Raw genomic sequence first — 16,213 nt, 5'->3', positions numbered from 1 at the left:
CTCAGGCGTCCTGACGGCGGCGGCGCGCGACCCAGAACAGGCCGGCTCCGACGCCGAAGGTGATCAGCACGCCCGCCGTGCCCGCGAGCGCCGTGGACAGGAAGCTGTTGCCGACGCCCCGGATGCCGTAGTCGGCCAGCGGCGAGCCGCCCAGCTGGTGCTCGCCTTCCCGCTGCGCCATGCAGGTGCCGCCGGTGATCTCGCCGTCGGCGTTGAACGTGCAGCCCTCGCGGGCGGCGTAGTCGAGCCCGTCGGGGCTGCTGGAGGCGAAGTTGCTCACCACGCCGGCCAGCAGCAGGGCCACGAGCAGCCCGCCGGCGAGGAACCAGCCGAGTCGCTTGCTCACGCGTTGACTCCCGTCTTGACGTCCGGCGCCGGCTTGCGGAAGCGCCGCAGGGCGTACACCAGGTCGGGCCGGACCTTGGCGACGGTCGCGACCGTGGTGGCGGCGATCAGGCCCTCGCCGATGCCGATCAGCACGTGGACGCCGGCCATGGTGCCCGAGATCGCGGGCAGCGACAGGTCGGTCGTGCCGCCCAGCGCGTACTCGAGCACGAACCCCTGTGAGGCGACGACCACCGACACGACCGAGGCGATGAACGCGGTCGCGGCGAGGCCCGTGGACGTGCGGGGCAGCACGCGCAGCAGGCCGGCGACCAGCAGGTAGCCCGCGGCGGTGCCGAGCAGCGCCATGTTGGTGATGTTGAGGCCGAGCGCGGTCAGGCCGCCGTCGGCGAACAGCAGGCATTGCACGATCAGGACGGTGGAGACGCAGAGCGCGCCCACCCACGGGCCGACCAGAATGACCGCGAGGGTGCCGCCGAGCAGGTGGCCGGAGACGCCGGGCAGCACCTGGAAGTTCAGCATCTGCACGGCGAAGATGAAGGCCGCGACCAGCCCGGCCATGGGGGCCAGCCGCTCGTCGAGGTCGTTGCGGGCCTTGCGGACGCAGTACGCGAGCGCGGCGACCGCGAGGACCGCGAAGACGGCCGACACCGGGCCGTCCACGATCCCGTTGGCGATGTGCATCGCCGTCGTCTCCATGACGCCTCCCAGTGCGGATCTTGACCGCAGCATATGAGTACGGGGTGCTGTTGCAAAGTCTTGGCAACAGAACAGCAGAAGGCAACTGGTAGTTCGATGCATCACGTCGGCGGTGGTGGAGTCGCGGCGAGCGAGGGCCAGCGCTCGGCGGCCCATTCGTGCCAACCGGGCCGGCCCGCCGGCGGATCGGGGATCACCGAGCCGCGCAGCTCGGCGGCGTCGGGCGGCTCGAACTGGCCGCGCCAGCGGCGCAGGTCCGCGACGGTCATCGGGAACGTGGTGTGCGGCGCGGTCGCCTGGCGGCGAGCGATGCGGGCGCGCTGCACGTCCTCGTCGACGGGCAGATAGACGACCTCGCAGGAAGCCCCGGCGGAGGCCGCGAGGCTGCGCAGCGCCGACCGCTCGTCGCGGCTCCAGAGCCCGAAGTCGAGCACGACGCTGGTGCCCAGGCGCAGGGCCTGCAGCGCCAGGGCGATCAGCCGGCCCTCGAGCAGGTCGCGCTTGCCGTCGGGCTGCGACCCGTCGAACAGGGCGATCATCCACTCGTCGGGGGTGAGCCGCAGCGCGTGGCGGGCCACGGCGAGCTCCTCGGCACGGGTGGTCTTTCCGGCGCCCGGGAGCCCGACCATCAACCAGAGCGTGGGGGGCCTGGCGGCCAGCGCGTCGGCGACCGAGAGCAGCGTCTGCGCCTCCCGGTGGTCGCCGAGGTGCAGCACGTGCAGCCCGGTGGAGAGCAGTTCCACGTACGCCCATTCCCGGATCGCCTGCGGGTCGACCCCGGTGAGCAGGCCCGCCCGCTCGCAGCCGTCGGCGAACTCCGCGCGCAGCCGCCGCGGGTCGCTCGCCGAGAGCCGGCCGGGCACGCCGCGGGCCTGGATCACGCCGAGGTCGTGGGCGGGCTCCGAGAGCAGCCCGATCGGGTCGATCACCCGCAGGCCGTCGGCCCCCCGCAGGACGTTCGAGGCCTGCACGTCCCCGTGCACGAGCACCGCCCGGGCGGGATCGAAGGCGGCCTCCCGCGAGCGGGCGTAGCCGACGGCCAGCTCCACGGCCGCCTGCGAGCACGGCCGGGCCAGCCGCTCCCACATGGACTCCAGGAACGTCGCGTGCCAGCGGGCCGCCTGCGCCCCGGTGGGCAGCCGGCCGTCGTCCGGGGCCGGGCGCCAGCCGCGGGCTGCGGTGCGCACGAGATCCCCGAGCCGGGGCGCGGCCGTCGGGGCGCCCAGCCGTTCGAGCAGCAGGGCCCGGCGGGGCCGGTCGTGCCGGAGCAGCCGGACGTACGGGTCGCCGTCCGCGAGCCGCAGGGCGGTCAGTTCCCGGTCGTACGGGGTGGGGCCGCCGGCCGGCTCCGCCGGGATCGCCACCTTGAGCACCACGGGCGTGCCGCCGCGGGTCGTCGCCTCGGCGACGTAAGCGGTCCGCCCGCCGTCCAGCGGGGCGCCGACGGTGATCGACCAGTCGTCCGCCAGCCCGGCGACCAGATCGGGAAGCCCGGCCAGCCACGCCTGCCCGGCGGTGCCCAGCGCGCGCAGCGACAGCGCCACCCGGTCGGAGACGGCGACCACCGGCGACGCCGCGGGGCGCGATGAGGGGAGAAAGGGGTGCGACACAGGTCTGCTCTCCGGATCACGAGGGAGGATCCGGCAGCTCGGGAGGACACGCGAAAGGCTGCCGGCAGGACGCTGATCCGGCGGTGCGTCACGACAACCGCGTCACCGCCGCTAGGCGGTGAGGCGGATCTGCATGCAGGCGCAACCCATGCCGTCACCCTACCGGGTCGCCCGGCCGGGGGCGGCGATCAGAACAGCGCCATCTGGCCCGGCGTCGGCTCGCGGCGGGCGGCGAGGCTGCCGCGGAACACCCACGGGCGGAACTCGGGCGTGAGGTCGGCGTCGGCGGCGGTGGGCGGAGCGCCGCCGTTGAGCGCCCACAGCGACGGGCCGAGGTTGATGCCGCGGGCTCGCAGGGCCTGCCGCAGCACGAGGCGGTCGAGCGGCAGGCGGGCGGTCGACAGGTCGGGGATGGGCAGATCGTGGCGCATGCTCATCAGGCGGCGGTTGCGCTCGACCACCTCGCGGGCGTCGGGCGCCGTGAAGCAGGTGGCGGCGTGGGCGCCCACCGCGTCACGGACCACGGCGAGGCCGGCCTCCCACGCCGCCTCGACCGTGCCGAACGCGGCGAGCAGCTTGGCGGCGGTGGTGGCGCCGAAGCGGCGGACACCGTGGAGGTTGTCGGACGGGTCGCCGCGCAGCGCGGCGAAGTCGCGGTATTGCCAGGGGTGGACGCCGTAGAGCGCGGGCAGGCCGGCGGCGTCGACCAGCACCGCCTCGTCGAAGCCGCCGTTGCGCACCCGCAGCACCGAGGTGTGCTCGTCGATCAGCGCGAACGCGTCCCGGTCGCTGGTCATCAGCACCGACTGCCAGCCCTGGGCGCGGGCGGTGGCGGCGACGCTGGCCAGCACGTCGTCGGCCTCGTAGGCCCGCGGGACGACCGTGCAGACCCCGGCGTCGCGCAGCAGCGCGGGGGCGGCCAGCAGCTGGGCCGTCAGGTCCTCCGCCTTGTCGGGGCGGTGCGCCTTGTAGGCCGGGTAGTCGCTGCGGCGGGCCGACTCCTCGGGGCAGTCGAAGCCGACCACCACCGCATCGGGGCGCAGGTGGGCGGCGGCCCGGGCCAGATAGCCGAGGAAGCCGCGCAGCGCCCAGATCGGGTTGCCGTCGTCGTCGACCCAGCCGTCGCCCGCGCCGGCGTGGTAGGCGCGGTGCAGCAGGCTGTTGCCGTCGAGGACGAGCAGAAGAGGCACGCGAGGAAGACTACGCCGGGGGTCCGACGCTTTCCCTCGCCACGAGGGCCGGCGCGATGGTCCGCCGTACGGCCTCGGTGGTCCCGGCTTCGATCTGGGCGAGCAGCAGCTCCAGCGCGGCAGTCGCGACCGCGTCGAAGTCGGGCCGGATCGTGGTCAGCGGCGGGTTGTAGAAGCCCGCCTCGGGAACGTCGTCGAAGCCCACGATGCTGACGTCCGCGGGCACCCGGCGGCCGTGCTCGTTGAGCGCCCGCAGCAGCCCGAGCGCGATGTGGTCGTTGGCGGCGAACACCGCGGTCGCCTCGGGCAGCCGGGCCAGCAGCTGCCCGTTGCGGTATCCGGACGCGGCGCTCCAGTCACCGGTGAGCAGCGGCGGTATCTCCCGTCCGGCCTCGCGCAGCGCCGCCTCCCAGCCCCGTACCCGGCCCGCCGCGTCGAACCAGTCGGCCGGGCCCGAGATGTGCCATACCGACCGGTGCCCCGCCTCGAGCAGGTGCTCGGTGGCCGCCCGGGCCCCGGCGACCTGGTCGACCGTGACCAGCGTGGCGGAGCTGTCCGGGTCCCCGTCGATGGTCACCAGCGGCACGTCCCCCGGCAGCTTGGCCAGGGCCGGCGCGGCCTCGGCGACGGGCGCGATCACGACGAGCCCGGCCACCCGCTGGTCGAGGTGCCGCTCCACGGCGTCGGCGATCGACCGCTCGTCGAGGTTGCGCACGCTGCCCACGTTGACCGCGAACCCGGTGGCCTGCGCCGCCTCCTCGAACGCGGTCAGCATCGAGGCCGGCCCGTACAGCGACGAGTTCTGCGCCACCACGCCGATCACCTTGGACGTGCCGGTGACCAGCGCGCGGGCCGCCCGGTCGGGCCGGTAGCCGAGCTCGGCGATGGCCGCCCGCACCTTGAGCCGGGTGGGCTCGCTGACGTTCGGATGCTCGTTGAGCACCCGCGACACCGTCTGGTGCGACACCCCGGCCAGCCGGGCCACGTCCATCATGCCCGGCGGCCGCCCACGTTTGACGCTCATCCGCGGGAGGATAACCGCACGGGGCCGGCCGGCGGGGGTCCGCCCGCCGGCCGGCTGCCTGCGCGTCGCCGTCTACGACAGCGGACAGGTGCTGCGGTAGTCCGAGACGGACACGCTGGACGGGCCCGGGCAGATGAACTGGTCGTAGCGGGTGTCGTTGTCGACGAAGCGCTTGAGCCAGGACACCGCGAGGCGGGCGGTGTAGGTGTTGACCGACTGCGGGAAGAAGTGCGAGGCGTTGTTGAGCTCCAGGTACGCCTTCTCGGTCGCGGACGGGATGGTCGTGTAGAACGGGATCGAGTGCGACGACACCGGGGCGACCGTGTCGCTCTCGCCCCCGACGATCAGCGTGGGCACGCGCAGACTCGACCAGCTCTTCTGGGTGTTCCACGGCGCCAGCGGCACGGCGGCCTGCAGCGACGGGCGGTCCTGGGCGGCCTCGAGGCTGCCGCCGCCGCCCATCGAGTGGCCCGCCACCGCGAGGCGGGAGGCGTCGATGCGCGAGCGCACCGAGCTGGTCCGGGTCAGGTAGTCCAGCGCCGCCAGCAGCTGGTCGCCGCGCGAGGCGGGCTGGTCGAGCAGCGTGTTGGTCTCGATGCCGATCACCACGAAGCCGTGCGACGCGATGCGCGGGCCCAGCCAGGACAGGCTCGACCAGGTGGCGGTGAAGCCGGGGGAGATGGCGACCGCGCCGAACGTGCCGTCGCTGGTGGTGGTCGGGTAGTAGATCGTGCCGCCGCCGAAGCCGGTGACCAGCGACGACACGCTCTGCGTCGCCACCGAGTAGGGGCCGCGGCTCGCGTCGAGCGCGGCGGTCGTGGGGGCGGGGCCCCGCTCGTACGGGTTGGCGGCGGCCTGTGCCGGCGCCGCGCCGAGGCCGGTCGCGAGCACCGCCGCGGCGACCATCGCGAGCACGAGCCGGCCGGGCCGGCGGGGGTTGCGTACCTGCTGCACCTGACACGCTCCCGAACTAGGAGGATTGATGGCGGTCAGTGTTTGCGCGGTTCCGTCCGGTACGCATCGGTGAAACCACCGGCCTTGCGCCATGGGCCGTTAACATCGCCGAAATTTCAGCTGCCGAAAAGTCGGGGGTCGATGCCTTCCCCGGGGTGGCCTGCGCGGAAAGACTCACGACATGCTTAATGCACCGGCAGTGCATGAAGTTGCCGGCCGCGAGGCCGAGCTCGCGGCGATCCGGACGCTGCTCGACGCCGCGGCGGCCGGGCGGGGCGGCGCGCTGGCCCTCGCGGCCGGGCCGGGGGAGGGCCGCACGACGCTGCTGCACGCCGCCGCGACGCTCGCCGGTCCCGGCTGGACGGTGCTCGCGGCCGCGGGCCACGTCGAGGAGGCCGGCTGGGACCACGGCGGGCTGCAGCGCCTGATCGAACCGCTCGGGCCGCTCGTGGCGGAGCTTCCGGCGCACCAGCGCGAGCCGCTGACGGACGTGATCGCCGGGCGGGCCCCCGCCGCCGGGCCGCTGCTGCTCGGAGTGAGCGTGCTCGCCCTGCTGCGGCTGGCCACGCGGGCCCGGCCGGTGCTCTGCCTGGTGGACGACGCCGACCTGCTCGACGCGCCGTCGGGGCAGCAGGTCCGGCTCGTCGCGCGCCGCCTCGGCGGCCTGCCGGTCGCGCTGCTCGCAGGCGTCCGGGCGAGCGCCGAGGCGTACGCCGGCCTGCCGACGCGGCGCCTGCCGCCCCTGAGCGAGGAGGCGGCCCACCGCCTGGTGCGCGACCTCGCCCCGGACGTCGCGACCGCGCTGGTCGAGCTCGCCGCCGGGCATCCGGGCGCGCTGGCCGACCTGGCCGCCTCGCTCACGCCGGAGCAGCGGCGCGGCTTCGCCCCGCCACCCACGACGCTGACGCCGGACAGCGGGCTGCGCCGGCAGGGTCGTACGGCCCTGGCCGCTCTTCCGGCCGCCACCCGCCACCTGCTCCTTCTCGCCGCCGCCGACCTGGCTGCCACGGGCCACGCCGACGTCGCCGACCTGCTCGCGGCCGCCGGCCTCGCCGCGACCGGCCTCCCCGACGCCGACGTCGCCCATCTACCAGCGCCCGGAAGAGCCGGGCCGACGCTGGCGGATCTGGCGCCGGCCGAGCGCGCGGGCCTCGTCGAGGTCTCCGCGGGCGGCCTGCGGTTCACCCCCGCCGTGATGCGGCTGGTCGTCCTCGGGGAGGCGCCGATCGCGCAGCGGCACGACGCGCACCACGCGCTGGCCCGGGCGTACGCGGCGCGCGGGCGGCGGCTGCGGGCCCTGCTGCACCGCGCGGCCGTGGCACCGGGAGCCGACGACCTGCTGGCGCACGAACTGCTCGACGCGGCCGAGGGCGCGCCGGCCCGGCTGGCCTTCGCGGCGCAGCGGCACGCCGCCGAGCTGGGCAGCAACCCCTCCCGCGCGCTGCTGGCGGCCGCCCGGTCGGCGCTGGCGGCGGGACGGCCCCGGGAGGCGAGGCCCTTGCTGCGGCGCGCGAGCGAGGGGCCGGGCAACGCCGTGGTGCGGGCCCGCGCCCGCGCGCTCGTCGCCGAGATGCACGTGCGCGGCGCGCCCGCCGAGGCCCGCGACACGCTGCTCGACGTCGCGGCCGAGCTGCTGCCGGTCGACCCCGGCGGAGCTCTGGACGCGCTGCTCGTCGCCGGGGAGGCGTGCGGCCGGGCGGGGGAGCCGGGCCGCTATCCGGTGCTCGCCCGGCAGGCGGTGGCCCGGTGCGCCGGCGGCCGCCCGGCCACCGAGATGGCGGTGCACCAGGTCGCCGGCGTGGCCGACCTGTTCACCGGCGACGACGAGGCCGCCTTCGGCCGCCTGCGCGAGGTGCTGCGGCTCGCCGGGCAGACCACCGACCCGGTCGCGCTGCTGCGGGCCGCGAACACCGGCATCCTGCTCGGCCGGGACCGGCGCGCCGCCCGGCTGGCGCGGCAGGCCGTCACGTTCGCGCGAGCGGCCGGGAACGCCCGGCTCGTGCCCGAGGCGCTCGAGACCCTCGCGTACGCCGAACTGGCCGCGGGACGGCACGACGCGGCGGTGGAAGCCGCGCTCGACGGCGCGGCGGTCGCCCGCGGGGCCGGACGTCCCGAGCTCGCCGAGGCCCACCTGAGCCTGCTCGGCCTGCTCGCGGCGTTCACCGGCGACGCGGCGACCAGCCGGCAACGCGCCGGCGACAACGCCCTGGGCCAGTGGGCCGAGGCCCTGCTGGACCTGGTGGCCGGGCACCCGGAGCAGGCCGCCGGACGGCTGGCGCGCGTCGCCCGTACGGGATCGATGACGCTGCGGGTCGCGATCGCGCCGCATCTGGTCGAGGCGACGGGAGGCGGTGGGGAGGTGTTCGACCGCTGGGCCGGGCGCACCGGGCAGCCGGGCTGGCTCGCGCTGCGCAGCCGCTGCCGGGCGCTCACCGACGCGAGCGGCGCCGACGACTACTTCCGCGAGGCGCTGGGCTGGCACGAGCGCGACGAGGACGCCGGGTTCGCGCTGGCGCACACCGAACTGCTCTACGGCCGGCACCTGCGGCGGCGCCGGCGGCCCGCCGAGGCGCGCGAGCACCTGCGGCGGGCCGCCGAGACGTTCCACCGCTTCGACGCCGGACCGTGGGCCGAGCAGGCGGCCCGCGAGCTGCGCGCGGCCGGCGAGCGGATCGGCCCGGTCGGCCGCGTCCCGCTCACCGCCCAGCAGGAGCGGATCGCCGGGCTGGTCGCCGAGGGCGCCACCAACCGCGAGGTGGCCCAGCAGCTGCACCTGAGCCCCCGCACGATCGACCACCACCTGCGCAACGTGTTCGCGCGGCTCGGCGTCCGCTCCCGCACCGAGCTGGCCCGGCTAGACCTTTTCGACGGTGACCGGCGTGACCAGCCGGCGGTCGCGGTCGGCCACCACGCGCAGTGAGCCGGTCAGGCGGACCCGGCCGGTGCACGGCAGGTCCGTCGCCGACGTGCCGACCAGCACGTCGAGCTCGCCCGGCTCCACCACGCGCGAGAGGTCGCGCCCGGTGAAGGCCGTACGGTCGGCGTGCACGGTGAACGTCACGTCCCTGGCCTCGCCGGGCTCGAGCGGCACCCGGACGAAGCCGGTCAGCTGCTTCACCGGGCGGGTCACCTGGGCGACCAGGTCCTTGAGGTAGAGCTGCACGACCTCGTCGCCGGCGCGCGAGCCGGTGTTGCGCACCCGCACGGTGACCGTGAACTCGCCGTCGGTCGGCACCTCCGCGGCGCTGATCCGCAGCTCGTCGACCTCGAACGTGGTGTAGGACCGGCCGTGCCCGAACGGGAACAGCGGCACCGGGTCGAGGTTGCTGACGCCCGTGTTCTCGGCGCCCAGCGACGGCTGCAGGTACGTGCCGGGCTGCCCGCCGGCGTGCCGGGGGATCTGCACGGGCAGCTTGGCGCCGGGGTTGACCCGGCCGGTGAGCACGCCCGCGATCGCCGCGCCGCCCTCCTCGCCCGGCATGAACGCCTGCACCAGGCCGGCGGCCCGTCCGGCGATGCGCCCCAGGGCGTACGGCCGACCGGAGACCACGACCACGACGACGGGCTTGCCGGTGGCGAGCAGCTCCTCGATCAGCTCGGCCTGCACGCCGGGCAGGCTCAGGTCCTCGGCGTCGCAGCCCTCGCCCGAGGTGCCGTGGCCGAACAGCCCCGCCAGGTCGCCGACCATCGCCACGGTGACATCGGCGCCGCGGGCGGCCTCGACGGCGGCGGCGAAACCCGACCGGTCGTCGCCGATGACGGCGCAGCCCTGTTCGTACACGACCTCGGTGTCCGAAAGGGCAGACTTGAGCGCGTCGACGGCGGTCGGCACCTCGATGCCCAGCCCCGCGTCCGGGTATCGCGGCAGCACGTGGTTGGGGAAGGCGTAGCAGCCCATGAACGTACGGGGGTCGTGCGCCGCGGGGCCGACCACGGCGATCCGGGCGGTCCCGGGCGCCAGCGGCAGCGCCGTGCCCTCATCGAGCAGCACGATCGAACGCTCGGCCAGCTCGCGGGCGAGCGCGCGGTTGCCGGGCGAGTCAAGCTCGGCGTCCGCGGCCGCGGCCACCGAGCCCTCGGGCGTCCAGCCCGCGTCGAGCAGCCCGAGCTCGACCTTCTGGGTGAGCAGGCGGCGGACCGCCCGGTCGATCAGCTCCTCGGGCACCCGCCCGATCAGGTCGGTGCCGAAGCCCAGCGTGTCGGGCAGCTCGACGTCGATGCCGGCGGTCAGCGACTGCACGCCCGCGTCGGTCATGTCCTCGGCGACGTGGTGGGTGGTGGCCAGGAACGGCACGGCCCAGTAGTCGGAGACCACCGTGCCGGTGAAACCCCACCGCTCGCGCAGCAGCTCGGTGAACAGCCACGGGTCGGCGACCGCGGGCAGGCCGTCGATGTCGGAGTACGAGTTCATGACCGAGCCGGCGCCGGCCTCGCGGATCGCGGTCTCGAACGTCGGCAGGATGACGTCGAGCAGCTCCCGCCGGCCCATCGGCACCGGGCCGTGGTTGCGGGCGCCGCGCGAGGCGGAGTAGCCGGCGAAGTGCTTGAGCGTCGCGATCACGCCGGCGCTCTGCAGGCCGCGCACGTAGCCCGCGCCGAGCAGGGCCACCAGGTACGGGTCCTCGCCGATCGTCTCCTCGACCCGGCCCCAGCGGTAGTCGCGCACCACGTCGAGCACGGGGGACAGGCCCTGGTGCACGCCGACGGCGGCCATGTCGCGGCCGATCGCGGCGGCCATCCGCTCGACCAGGTCGGGGTCGAAGGTGGCGCCCCAGGCGATCGCGGCGGGATAGACCGTTGCGCCGAATGTGGTGAAGCCGGTCAGGCACTCCTCATGGACGATCGCGGGGATGCCCAGGCGCGAGTTGGCGAGGACGATGTGCTGCTGGCGCACGACCTCGGCGGCGCCCTCGGCCGGTGATAACGGATAGCTACCGAAGACCCGGGTGAGGTGCCCCAGGCCGTTCCGGCTGGCCTCCTCCAGCGGTATCGTGCCGGAAGCGGCGAAAACGTCCTGCATGGGGGCGACGTTGAGGGTTTCCTCGGGGTCCACCTGCTCGTCGTCCTGCATGTCGTTGCCGACCCAGCGGCTGCCGAGCTGGCCGACCTTCTCCTCGAGGGTCATCGCGGCGAGCAGCGCGTCGACGCGCTCGGCGACGGGCAGCGCCGGGTCCTGCCAGGGCCTGTGTGCCGGTTCTGTGGTCACGGCGCAACTCCTCAGTGGTTCCTCAGGTGGTTCCGAAACTTTCAGTGTTTGTACAGGTGTTTCTCTCGGTGCCGGACGATCTTATGCAGGGCTCGCGAGCAGGCCGCGACCGCTCCCACTCTCGCTTTGGGAGCGCGACCACAGCAAGACCCTTGACATGATCAAGCTGAAACCCTACGTTAACGAAACCTCGTGTTAATTTGCGGTTGTCGAGCGAAAGTTGCAGCCACTGTGACTCGGACGACCACCCACCACGGCGATCCTCTAGCCGCCCGGCAGGGCGGCACTCGAGTACGGAGATCAGCGTGACCCATAACCCGATGTCCCGGCGGAACTTCCTCGGCCTCGCCGCGGGTGCGGCCGGCGCCGCGGCGCTGGCCGCCTGCGGCAGCTCCGGCCCTGAGAACAGCAGCGGCGGTGGCGGCAACACCGGCGGCGGTGGCGGCGGCTCGGCCAGCTACTGGTCGCTGAGCGGCCCGCCCGGCGAGCCGGTCCGCAAGGCCGCGATCAAGCGCTGGAACGACGCGAACTCCGGCAGCAAGATCCAGGAGTTCTACTACCAGAACGACGCGTACAAGCAGAAGATCAAGACGGCGCTGGGCGCGAACCAGGCCCCGACGATGATCTGGGGCTGGGGCGGTGGCGGCCTCAAGGAGTACGTCACGGCCAACCAGGTCGAGGACCTGACCGACTTCTTCGCGCAGAACGCGGCGGTCAAGGACAAGATCCTCCCGTCGTCCTTCGGCGCCGCCACGGTCAACGGCAAGATCTACGCGATGCCGGTCGAGACCGTGCAGCCGATCGTGCTGTTCTACAACAAGAAGGTCTTCGACAAGGTCGGCGTCCAGCCTCCGAAGTCGTGGGGCGAGATCATGGCGCTGGTCCCCAAGTTCAACGACCAGAAGATCGCCCCGTTCTCGCTGGCCGGGCAGTCCCGCTGGACGAACATGATGTGGCTCGAGTTCCTGCTCGACCGCACCGCCGGCTCCGAGGTCTTCGACCGCGTCTTCGCCGGCGAGAAGGGTGCCTGGAGCGACCCGGCCGTCATCGACATGCTCACCAAGATCCAGGATCTGGTGAAGGCGAACGGCTTCCAGAAGGGCTTCTCGTCGACGGCGGCCGACTCGAACGCCGACCAGGCGCTGCTCTACACGGGCAAGGCCGCGATGATGCTGCACGGCTCCTGGTCGTACGGCATTCAGGCCGCCCAGGGCGGCAACTTCGTCAAGGAGGGCGGCCTGGGCTGGATGAACTTCCCGCCCGTCGAGGGCGGCAAGGGCGACCCGAGCAACACGGTCGGCAACCCCGGCCAGTACCTGTCGATCTCGTCGAAGGCCACCCCGGAGGCCAAGGAGATCGCCAAGAAGTTCATGTCCACCACCCTGGTCGACGACCAGGAGAAGGAGGGCTGGGTCAAGTCCGGCGGCGTGCCGGTGCTGAAGAACAGCGATAGCCTGTTCCAGGGCGCCGACGCCCAGTTCCTCAAGGACATGGCCGCGATCGCGAACGGCGCCAAGACGTTCGCACAGTCCTGGGACCAGGCGCTGAGCCCCACCGCGGCCGAGACGCTGCTGAACAACATCGCCAAGCTGTTCCAGCTGCAGGTCACCCCGCAGCAGTGGGTTGACGCCATGAACGGAGTCATCGGCAAGTGACGACAATCGCTCCGCCCGTCGTACGGACGAAGGAGCCCACCAGGTCCAGCGGCGGGCGGAGCGGTTCCGTCGTCTGGATGGCTCTTCCGGCGTTCGTCTGGTTCGTCTTCTTCGGCATCGTCCCGCTGCTCGGCGTGCTCGCGCTCAGCTTCACCACCTGGAACGGCATCGGCGAGATCGTGCCGTCCGGTCTGGACAGCTGGAAGGCCACGCTGCAGGACCCGGGCCTGCCGCACGCGCTCTGGGTCACCTTCCTGATCATGGCGTTGTCCTGGGCCGTGCAGACGCCGATGTCCATCCTGCTCGGCGTCTTCCTGGCCACCAGCCGGCGCTACCGCGAGTTCCTCGCGGTGCTGTTCTTCATCCCCCTGCTGCTCAGCTCGGCCGCCATCGCCATCACCTACAAGGCGCTGCTCGACCCGAGCTTCGGCCTCGGCAGCGGCCTGGGCGTCGAGGCGCTCAACCAGGACTGGCTGGGCAAGGGCTCGCTCGCCATGGGTGTGCTGATCTTCATCGTGTCGTGGCAGTTCATCCCGTTCCACACGCTGATCTACCAAGGCGCGGTCCGGCAGATCCCGACCAGCATGTACGAGGCCTCGCAGATCGACGGCGCCGGCCGGATCCGGCAGTTCCTGTCGATCACGCTGCCCCAGCTCAAGTACACGATCATCACGTCGTCGACGCTGATGGTGGTCGGCTCGCTGACGTTCTTCGACCTGATCTACGTGCTCACCGCCGGCGGCCCCGGCGACGCCACCCGGGCCCTGGCGCTGCTGATGTACCAGCAGGGCTTCCAGGCCAACCTGATGGGACCGGCAAGCGCCATCGCCGTGATCCTGGTCCTGGTCGGACTCGGGCTGTCGCTGCTGCTGCGCCGGCTCGGCGGCCGGGGCGACGAGAGCCAGCTGGAAGGAGCCTGAGGTGGCGACTTTGACCAAGCACAGCGCGTCGCCGACCGTGACGGGCACCCCCGGCGGCACCCGCAAGCGCAGCCGCTTCGCCGGGTTCAACTGGATCGGCGGCAGCCTGAGCTGGCTGTGGCTGTTCGTCGTGATGCTGCCGATCTACTGGATCGTCATCACGAGCTTCAAGACCCAGGACTCGTACTTCATCACCAACCCGCTCGCGCCGCCCAGCGACTTCTCGTTCGCCAACTACAAGACGGTCATCGAGTCGGACATCGCCCGCTACTTCCTCAACAGCGTGATCGTCACGGCCGGCGCGGTGGTCCCCGCCGTCCTGATCAGCTTCATGGCGGCGTACGCGATCGTCCGGGGCGGCGGCACCAGCCGGATCCTGCGGCTCATGAATTCGGTGTTCGTGATGGGCCTGGCGATCCCGCTGCAGGCGGTGATCATCCCGGTCTACCTGATCATCATTCGCCTCCAGATGTACGACACCCTGGCCGCGATCATCATGCCGTCGATCGCGTTCGCCATCCCGCTGTCGGTGCTGGTGCTGAGCAACTTCATCCGCGACGTGCCGAAGGAGCTCTTCGAGTCGATGCGGATGGACGGCGCCACCGAGTGGGGCACCATGTGGCGCCTGGCGTTCCCGCTGACCCGCCCCGCGATGGTCACCGTGACGATCTACAACGCGCTGGGCATCTGGAACGGCTTCCTGCTCCCGCTGGTGCTCACCCAGAGCCCCGACAACCGGACGGTCCCGCTGGCGCTGTTCGATTTCTCGGGCCAGTTCGGCGTGAACGTGCCGGCCATCGCCGCCTCGGTCACCCTGACGACGCTGCCGATCGTCATCCTCTACGCCGTGGGCCGTCGCCAGCTGCTGAGCGGCCTGACGGCAGGCTTCAGCAAGTAACACCACCGATCGAACGGCGAGGCCCCGCCACGGGTCCTCGCCGTTCGACTTCTTGCGTCACCCGGATCTGCTCCCGCGTCAACTCCACCGTGGTCTCAGCTCATCGGCACGCCGCTGGGCTCTTGTCCCGCGGATCGTGTCCGCCGGGTACCGTCCGGCTGGTGGCCTGACCGGCGTGATCAGCGTGCCGGCCGCATCGCCCGAAGCGTTCGGGCAGGAATCTGCGGCATGCGTTGATGCATCGCCCGCCGCGGATGGGCCACGTCAGCAGCAGCGGCCCGTCTTCGACTGCTCGGATCGCGTGCCACACCGGACGATCGCTACTCGGGCGTGAGGCCCTGCGTGGACCCGGTGAGGGCCCTGGTCCGCCCCGCGGATCATGCTTGGCAATCCGCGCGACGATCCCGCCACCCCACGACCAGATCGCCAACCTGAACGCAGCGGCAGCCGCGGTGGCCGGCCGCCGGCGTTCGACCCCGGCCGGCTGTCGCCGTCGTAACCAGGTCGGGCGTGGCTTCAACCGCCGCAGACACCGGCGTGCACCGGCCACCAGGGCCGGCAAGGTCGGCCGGCTCCGCGCCGTCCCCGACGGCCGTGGTCCGCGGACAGAACCTACGCGGACTTGAGGCGCGCGGTGCTCTCGCGGACGACGAGCTCGGTCGCGAGCTCCACCCGGGGGGTCTCGATGCGCTCGCCGCGCGAGAGGCGCAGGACGGTGCGGGCGGCGAGCCCGCCCATGTCGGCCAGGGGCTGCCGTACGGTGGTGAGCGGCGGCGAGGACCAGCGGGCCTCGGGCAGGTCGTCGAAGCCCACCACGCTCACGTCGTCGGGCACGCGGAAGCCCTTGAGCCGGGCCGCCTCGTAGACGCCGAGCGCCATCTGGTCGCTCGACGCGAAGATGGCGGTGGGCGGGTCGTCGCGGTCGAGCAGTCGCTGGCCGGCCGCGAAGCCGCCCTCGTGGCGGAAGTCGCCGGGCTCGATCAGCTTGCGGTCGACGCGCAGGCCGGCCGACTCGAGCGCCGCGCGGTAGCCGTCGAGCCGGGCGCGGCTGCACAGCAGGTTGCGGGGGCCCTCGACCAGCCCGATCCGCTCGTGGCCCAGCGAGATCAGGTATTCCGTCGCGCTGCGCCCGCCCGACCAGTTGGTCGCGCCGATCGTGGGCACGTCGGCCGCGGCGCCGCCCGCGGGGTCGATGATGACCATCGGCACGTTGAGCCGGTGCAGCTCGGTGTAGACCGGGCCGGCCCCGTCGGAGATCACCAGCACCACGCCGTCGGACTGGCGCGAGCGCAGGTTCTGCAGCCACTGGCGGGTCGACGCGGTGCGCCGGTGCACAGCGGAGATCACTGTGCCGACGCCCGCAGCGTGGGTGACCTCCTCGACACCACGGATCAGCTCGACCGCCCACGGGCTGTCCAGATCGTGGAAGACGAGGTCCACCAGCCCCGCGCGCAGCGGCTGCCGAGAGTTACGAGGCCGGTAGTCGTGCTCGCGCAGAAGGTGCTCGATGCGGTCACGGGTCTCGGGCGAGACGTCCGTACGCCCGTTGAGCACCCGGGACACCGTCGGCACCGAGACGCCGGCAGCCTCCGCAATGGTCGCGATGGTGACGCGTCTTCCGGTCACGGCCATTGTCTCTCCTCGTTCGCCCCAGCTGTGCGCCGAAACTTTCGTCTCGGAGTTCCGGAAGTATTGCACATTCCCCGGCCGAT

Annotated in this window: 12 protein-coding genes; 4 read left to right on the top strand and 8 right to left on the bottom strand. The window is 73.1% G+C overall.

The features are described from left to right. Position 1: 1 nt before the first annotated feature. From ACSNN8_RS39910 to ACSNN8_RS39885, 6 genes are all read right to left on the bottom strand, one after another. Entirely contained in the window at positions 2-346 is a 345-nt protein-coding gene (locus ACSNN8_RS39910) for a PDGLE domain-containing protein (protein WP_436656019.1), read from the bottom strand. Further along, the gene (locus ACSNN8_RS39905; RefSeq protein WP_436656017.1) at positions 343-1,044 is read right to left on the bottom strand and encodes an energy-coupling factor ABC transporter permease; all 702 of its coding nucleotides are present in this window, start codon (positions 1,042-1,044) and stop codon (positions 343-345) included. Before ACSNN8_RS39905 ends, ACSNN8_RS39910 begins: the two co-directional genes overlap by 4 nt. A gap of 101 nt (positions 1,045-1,145) precedes the next feature. After that, a complete protein-coding gene (locus tag ACSNN8_RS39900) occupies positions 1,146-2,609 on the bottom strand; it encodes an AAA family ATPase (RefSeq protein WP_436656015.1) in 1,464 nt (487 codons plus the stop codon). 233 nt (positions 2,610-2,842) lie between these two features. Continuing rightward, positions 2,843-3,844 (bottom strand): 5'-3' exonuclease, encoded by a 1,002-nt coding sequence (locus ACSNN8_RS39895; protein WP_436656013.1) that lies wholly within the window; start codon positions 3,842-3,844, stop codon positions 2,843-2,845. A 10-nt stretch (positions 3,845-3,854) separates the two neighbouring features. Continuing rightward, positions 3,855-4,868, bottom strand: coding sequence for a LacI family DNA-binding transcriptional regulator (locus ACSNN8_RS39890; RefSeq protein WP_436656011.1), 1,014 nt, complete (start codon positions 4,866-4,868; stop codon positions 3,855-3,857). Between the two features lie 72 nt (positions 4,869-4,940). Then, positions 4,941-5,774: an alpha/beta hydrolase family protein gene (locus ACSNN8_RS39885; RefSeq protein WP_436656739.1), complete on the bottom strand. Its 834-nt coding sequence runs from the start codon at positions 5,772-5,774 to the stop codon at positions 4,941-4,943. 247 nt (positions 5,775-6,021) lie between these two features. Here ACSNN8_RS39885 and ACSNN8_RS39880 point away from each other — a divergent pair, with 247 nt between their 5' ends. Next, a complete protein-coding gene (locus ACSNN8_RS39880; RefSeq protein WP_436656009.1) occupies positions 6,022-8,742 on the top strand; it encodes a LuxR C-terminal-related transcriptional regulator in 2,721 nt (906 codons plus the stop codon). Here the strand turns inward: ACSNN8_RS39880 and ACSNN8_RS39875 are convergent. After that, a complete protein-coding gene (locus ACSNN8_RS39875; protein ID WP_436656007.1) occupies positions 8,677-11,028 on the bottom strand; it encodes a glycoside hydrolase family 3 N-terminal domain-containing protein in 2,352 nt (783 codons plus the stop codon). The two genes, ACSNN8_RS39880 and ACSNN8_RS39875, sit on opposite strands and share 66 nt — an antisense overlap. A 305-nt stretch (positions 11,029-11,333) precedes the next feature. On the opposite strand from ACSNN8_RS39875, the gene ACSNN8_RS39870 reads away from it, so the two are divergent. The 3 genes from ACSNN8_RS39870 to ACSNN8_RS39860 all read left to right on the top strand — a co-directional run bounded on the left by ACSNN8_RS39870 (position 11,334) and on the right by ACSNN8_RS39860 (position 14,501). Continuing rightward, a complete protein-coding gene (locus ACSNN8_RS39870; protein ID WP_436656005.1) occupies positions 11,334-12,683 on the top strand; it encodes an extracellular solute-binding protein in 1,350 nt (449 codons plus the stop codon). Between the two features lie 77 nt (positions 12,684-12,760). Beyond that, positions 12,761-13,603, top strand: coding sequence for a carbohydrate ABC transporter permease (locus ACSNN8_RS39865; RefSeq protein ID WP_436656003.1), 843 nt, complete (start codon positions 12,761-12,763; stop codon positions 13,601-13,603). A gap of 1 nt (position 13,604) precedes the next feature. Further along, positions 13,605-14,501, top strand: coding sequence for a carbohydrate ABC transporter permease (locus tag ACSNN8_RS39860; protein WP_436656001.1), 897 nt, complete (start codon positions 13,605-13,607; stop codon positions 14,499-14,501). A 612-nt stretch (positions 14,502-15,113) separates the two neighbouring features. On the opposite strand, the gene ACSNN8_RS39855 is transcribed toward ACSNN8_RS39860, so the two are convergent. Beyond that, positions 15,114-16,127 carry a LacI family DNA-binding transcriptional regulator gene (locus ACSNN8_RS39855; protein WP_436655999.1) on the bottom strand — a complete coding sequence of 338 codons (1,014 nt, stop codon included), beginning with the start codon at positions 16,125-16,127 and terminating at the stop codon, positions 15,114-15,116. Positions 16,128-16,213 lie beyond the last annotated feature (86 nt).

The organism is Actinoplanes sp. URMC 104 (assembly GCF_051386375.1).
Taxonomy (GTDB): Bacteria; Actinomycetota; Actinomycetes; order Mycobacteriales; family Micromonosporaceae; genus Actinoplanes.
Note: the sequence above shows the minus strand (reverse complement) of the source record. Positions and strands in the feature narration are given on the sequence as shown.

Bases quoted from the DNA above. Each gene is read 5' to 3' on its own strand.
- ACSNN8_RS39905 (WP_436656017.1), bottom strand. From the start codon at position 1,044: ATGGAGACGACGGCGATGCACATCGCCAACGGGATCGTGGACGGCCCG.
- ACSNN8_RS39890 (WP_436656011.1), bottom strand. From the start codon at position 4,868: ATGAGCGTCAAACGTGGGCGGCCGCCGGGCATGATGGACGTGGCCCGG.
- ACSNN8_RS39885 (WP_436656739.1), bottom strand. From the start codon at position 5,774: ATGGTCGCCGCGGCGGTGCTCGCGACCGGCCTCGGCGCGGCGCCGGCA.
- ACSNN8_RS39865 (WP_436656003.1), top strand. From the start codon at position 12,761: ATGGCTCTTCCGGCGTTCGTCTGGTTCGTCTTCTTCGGCATCGTCCCG.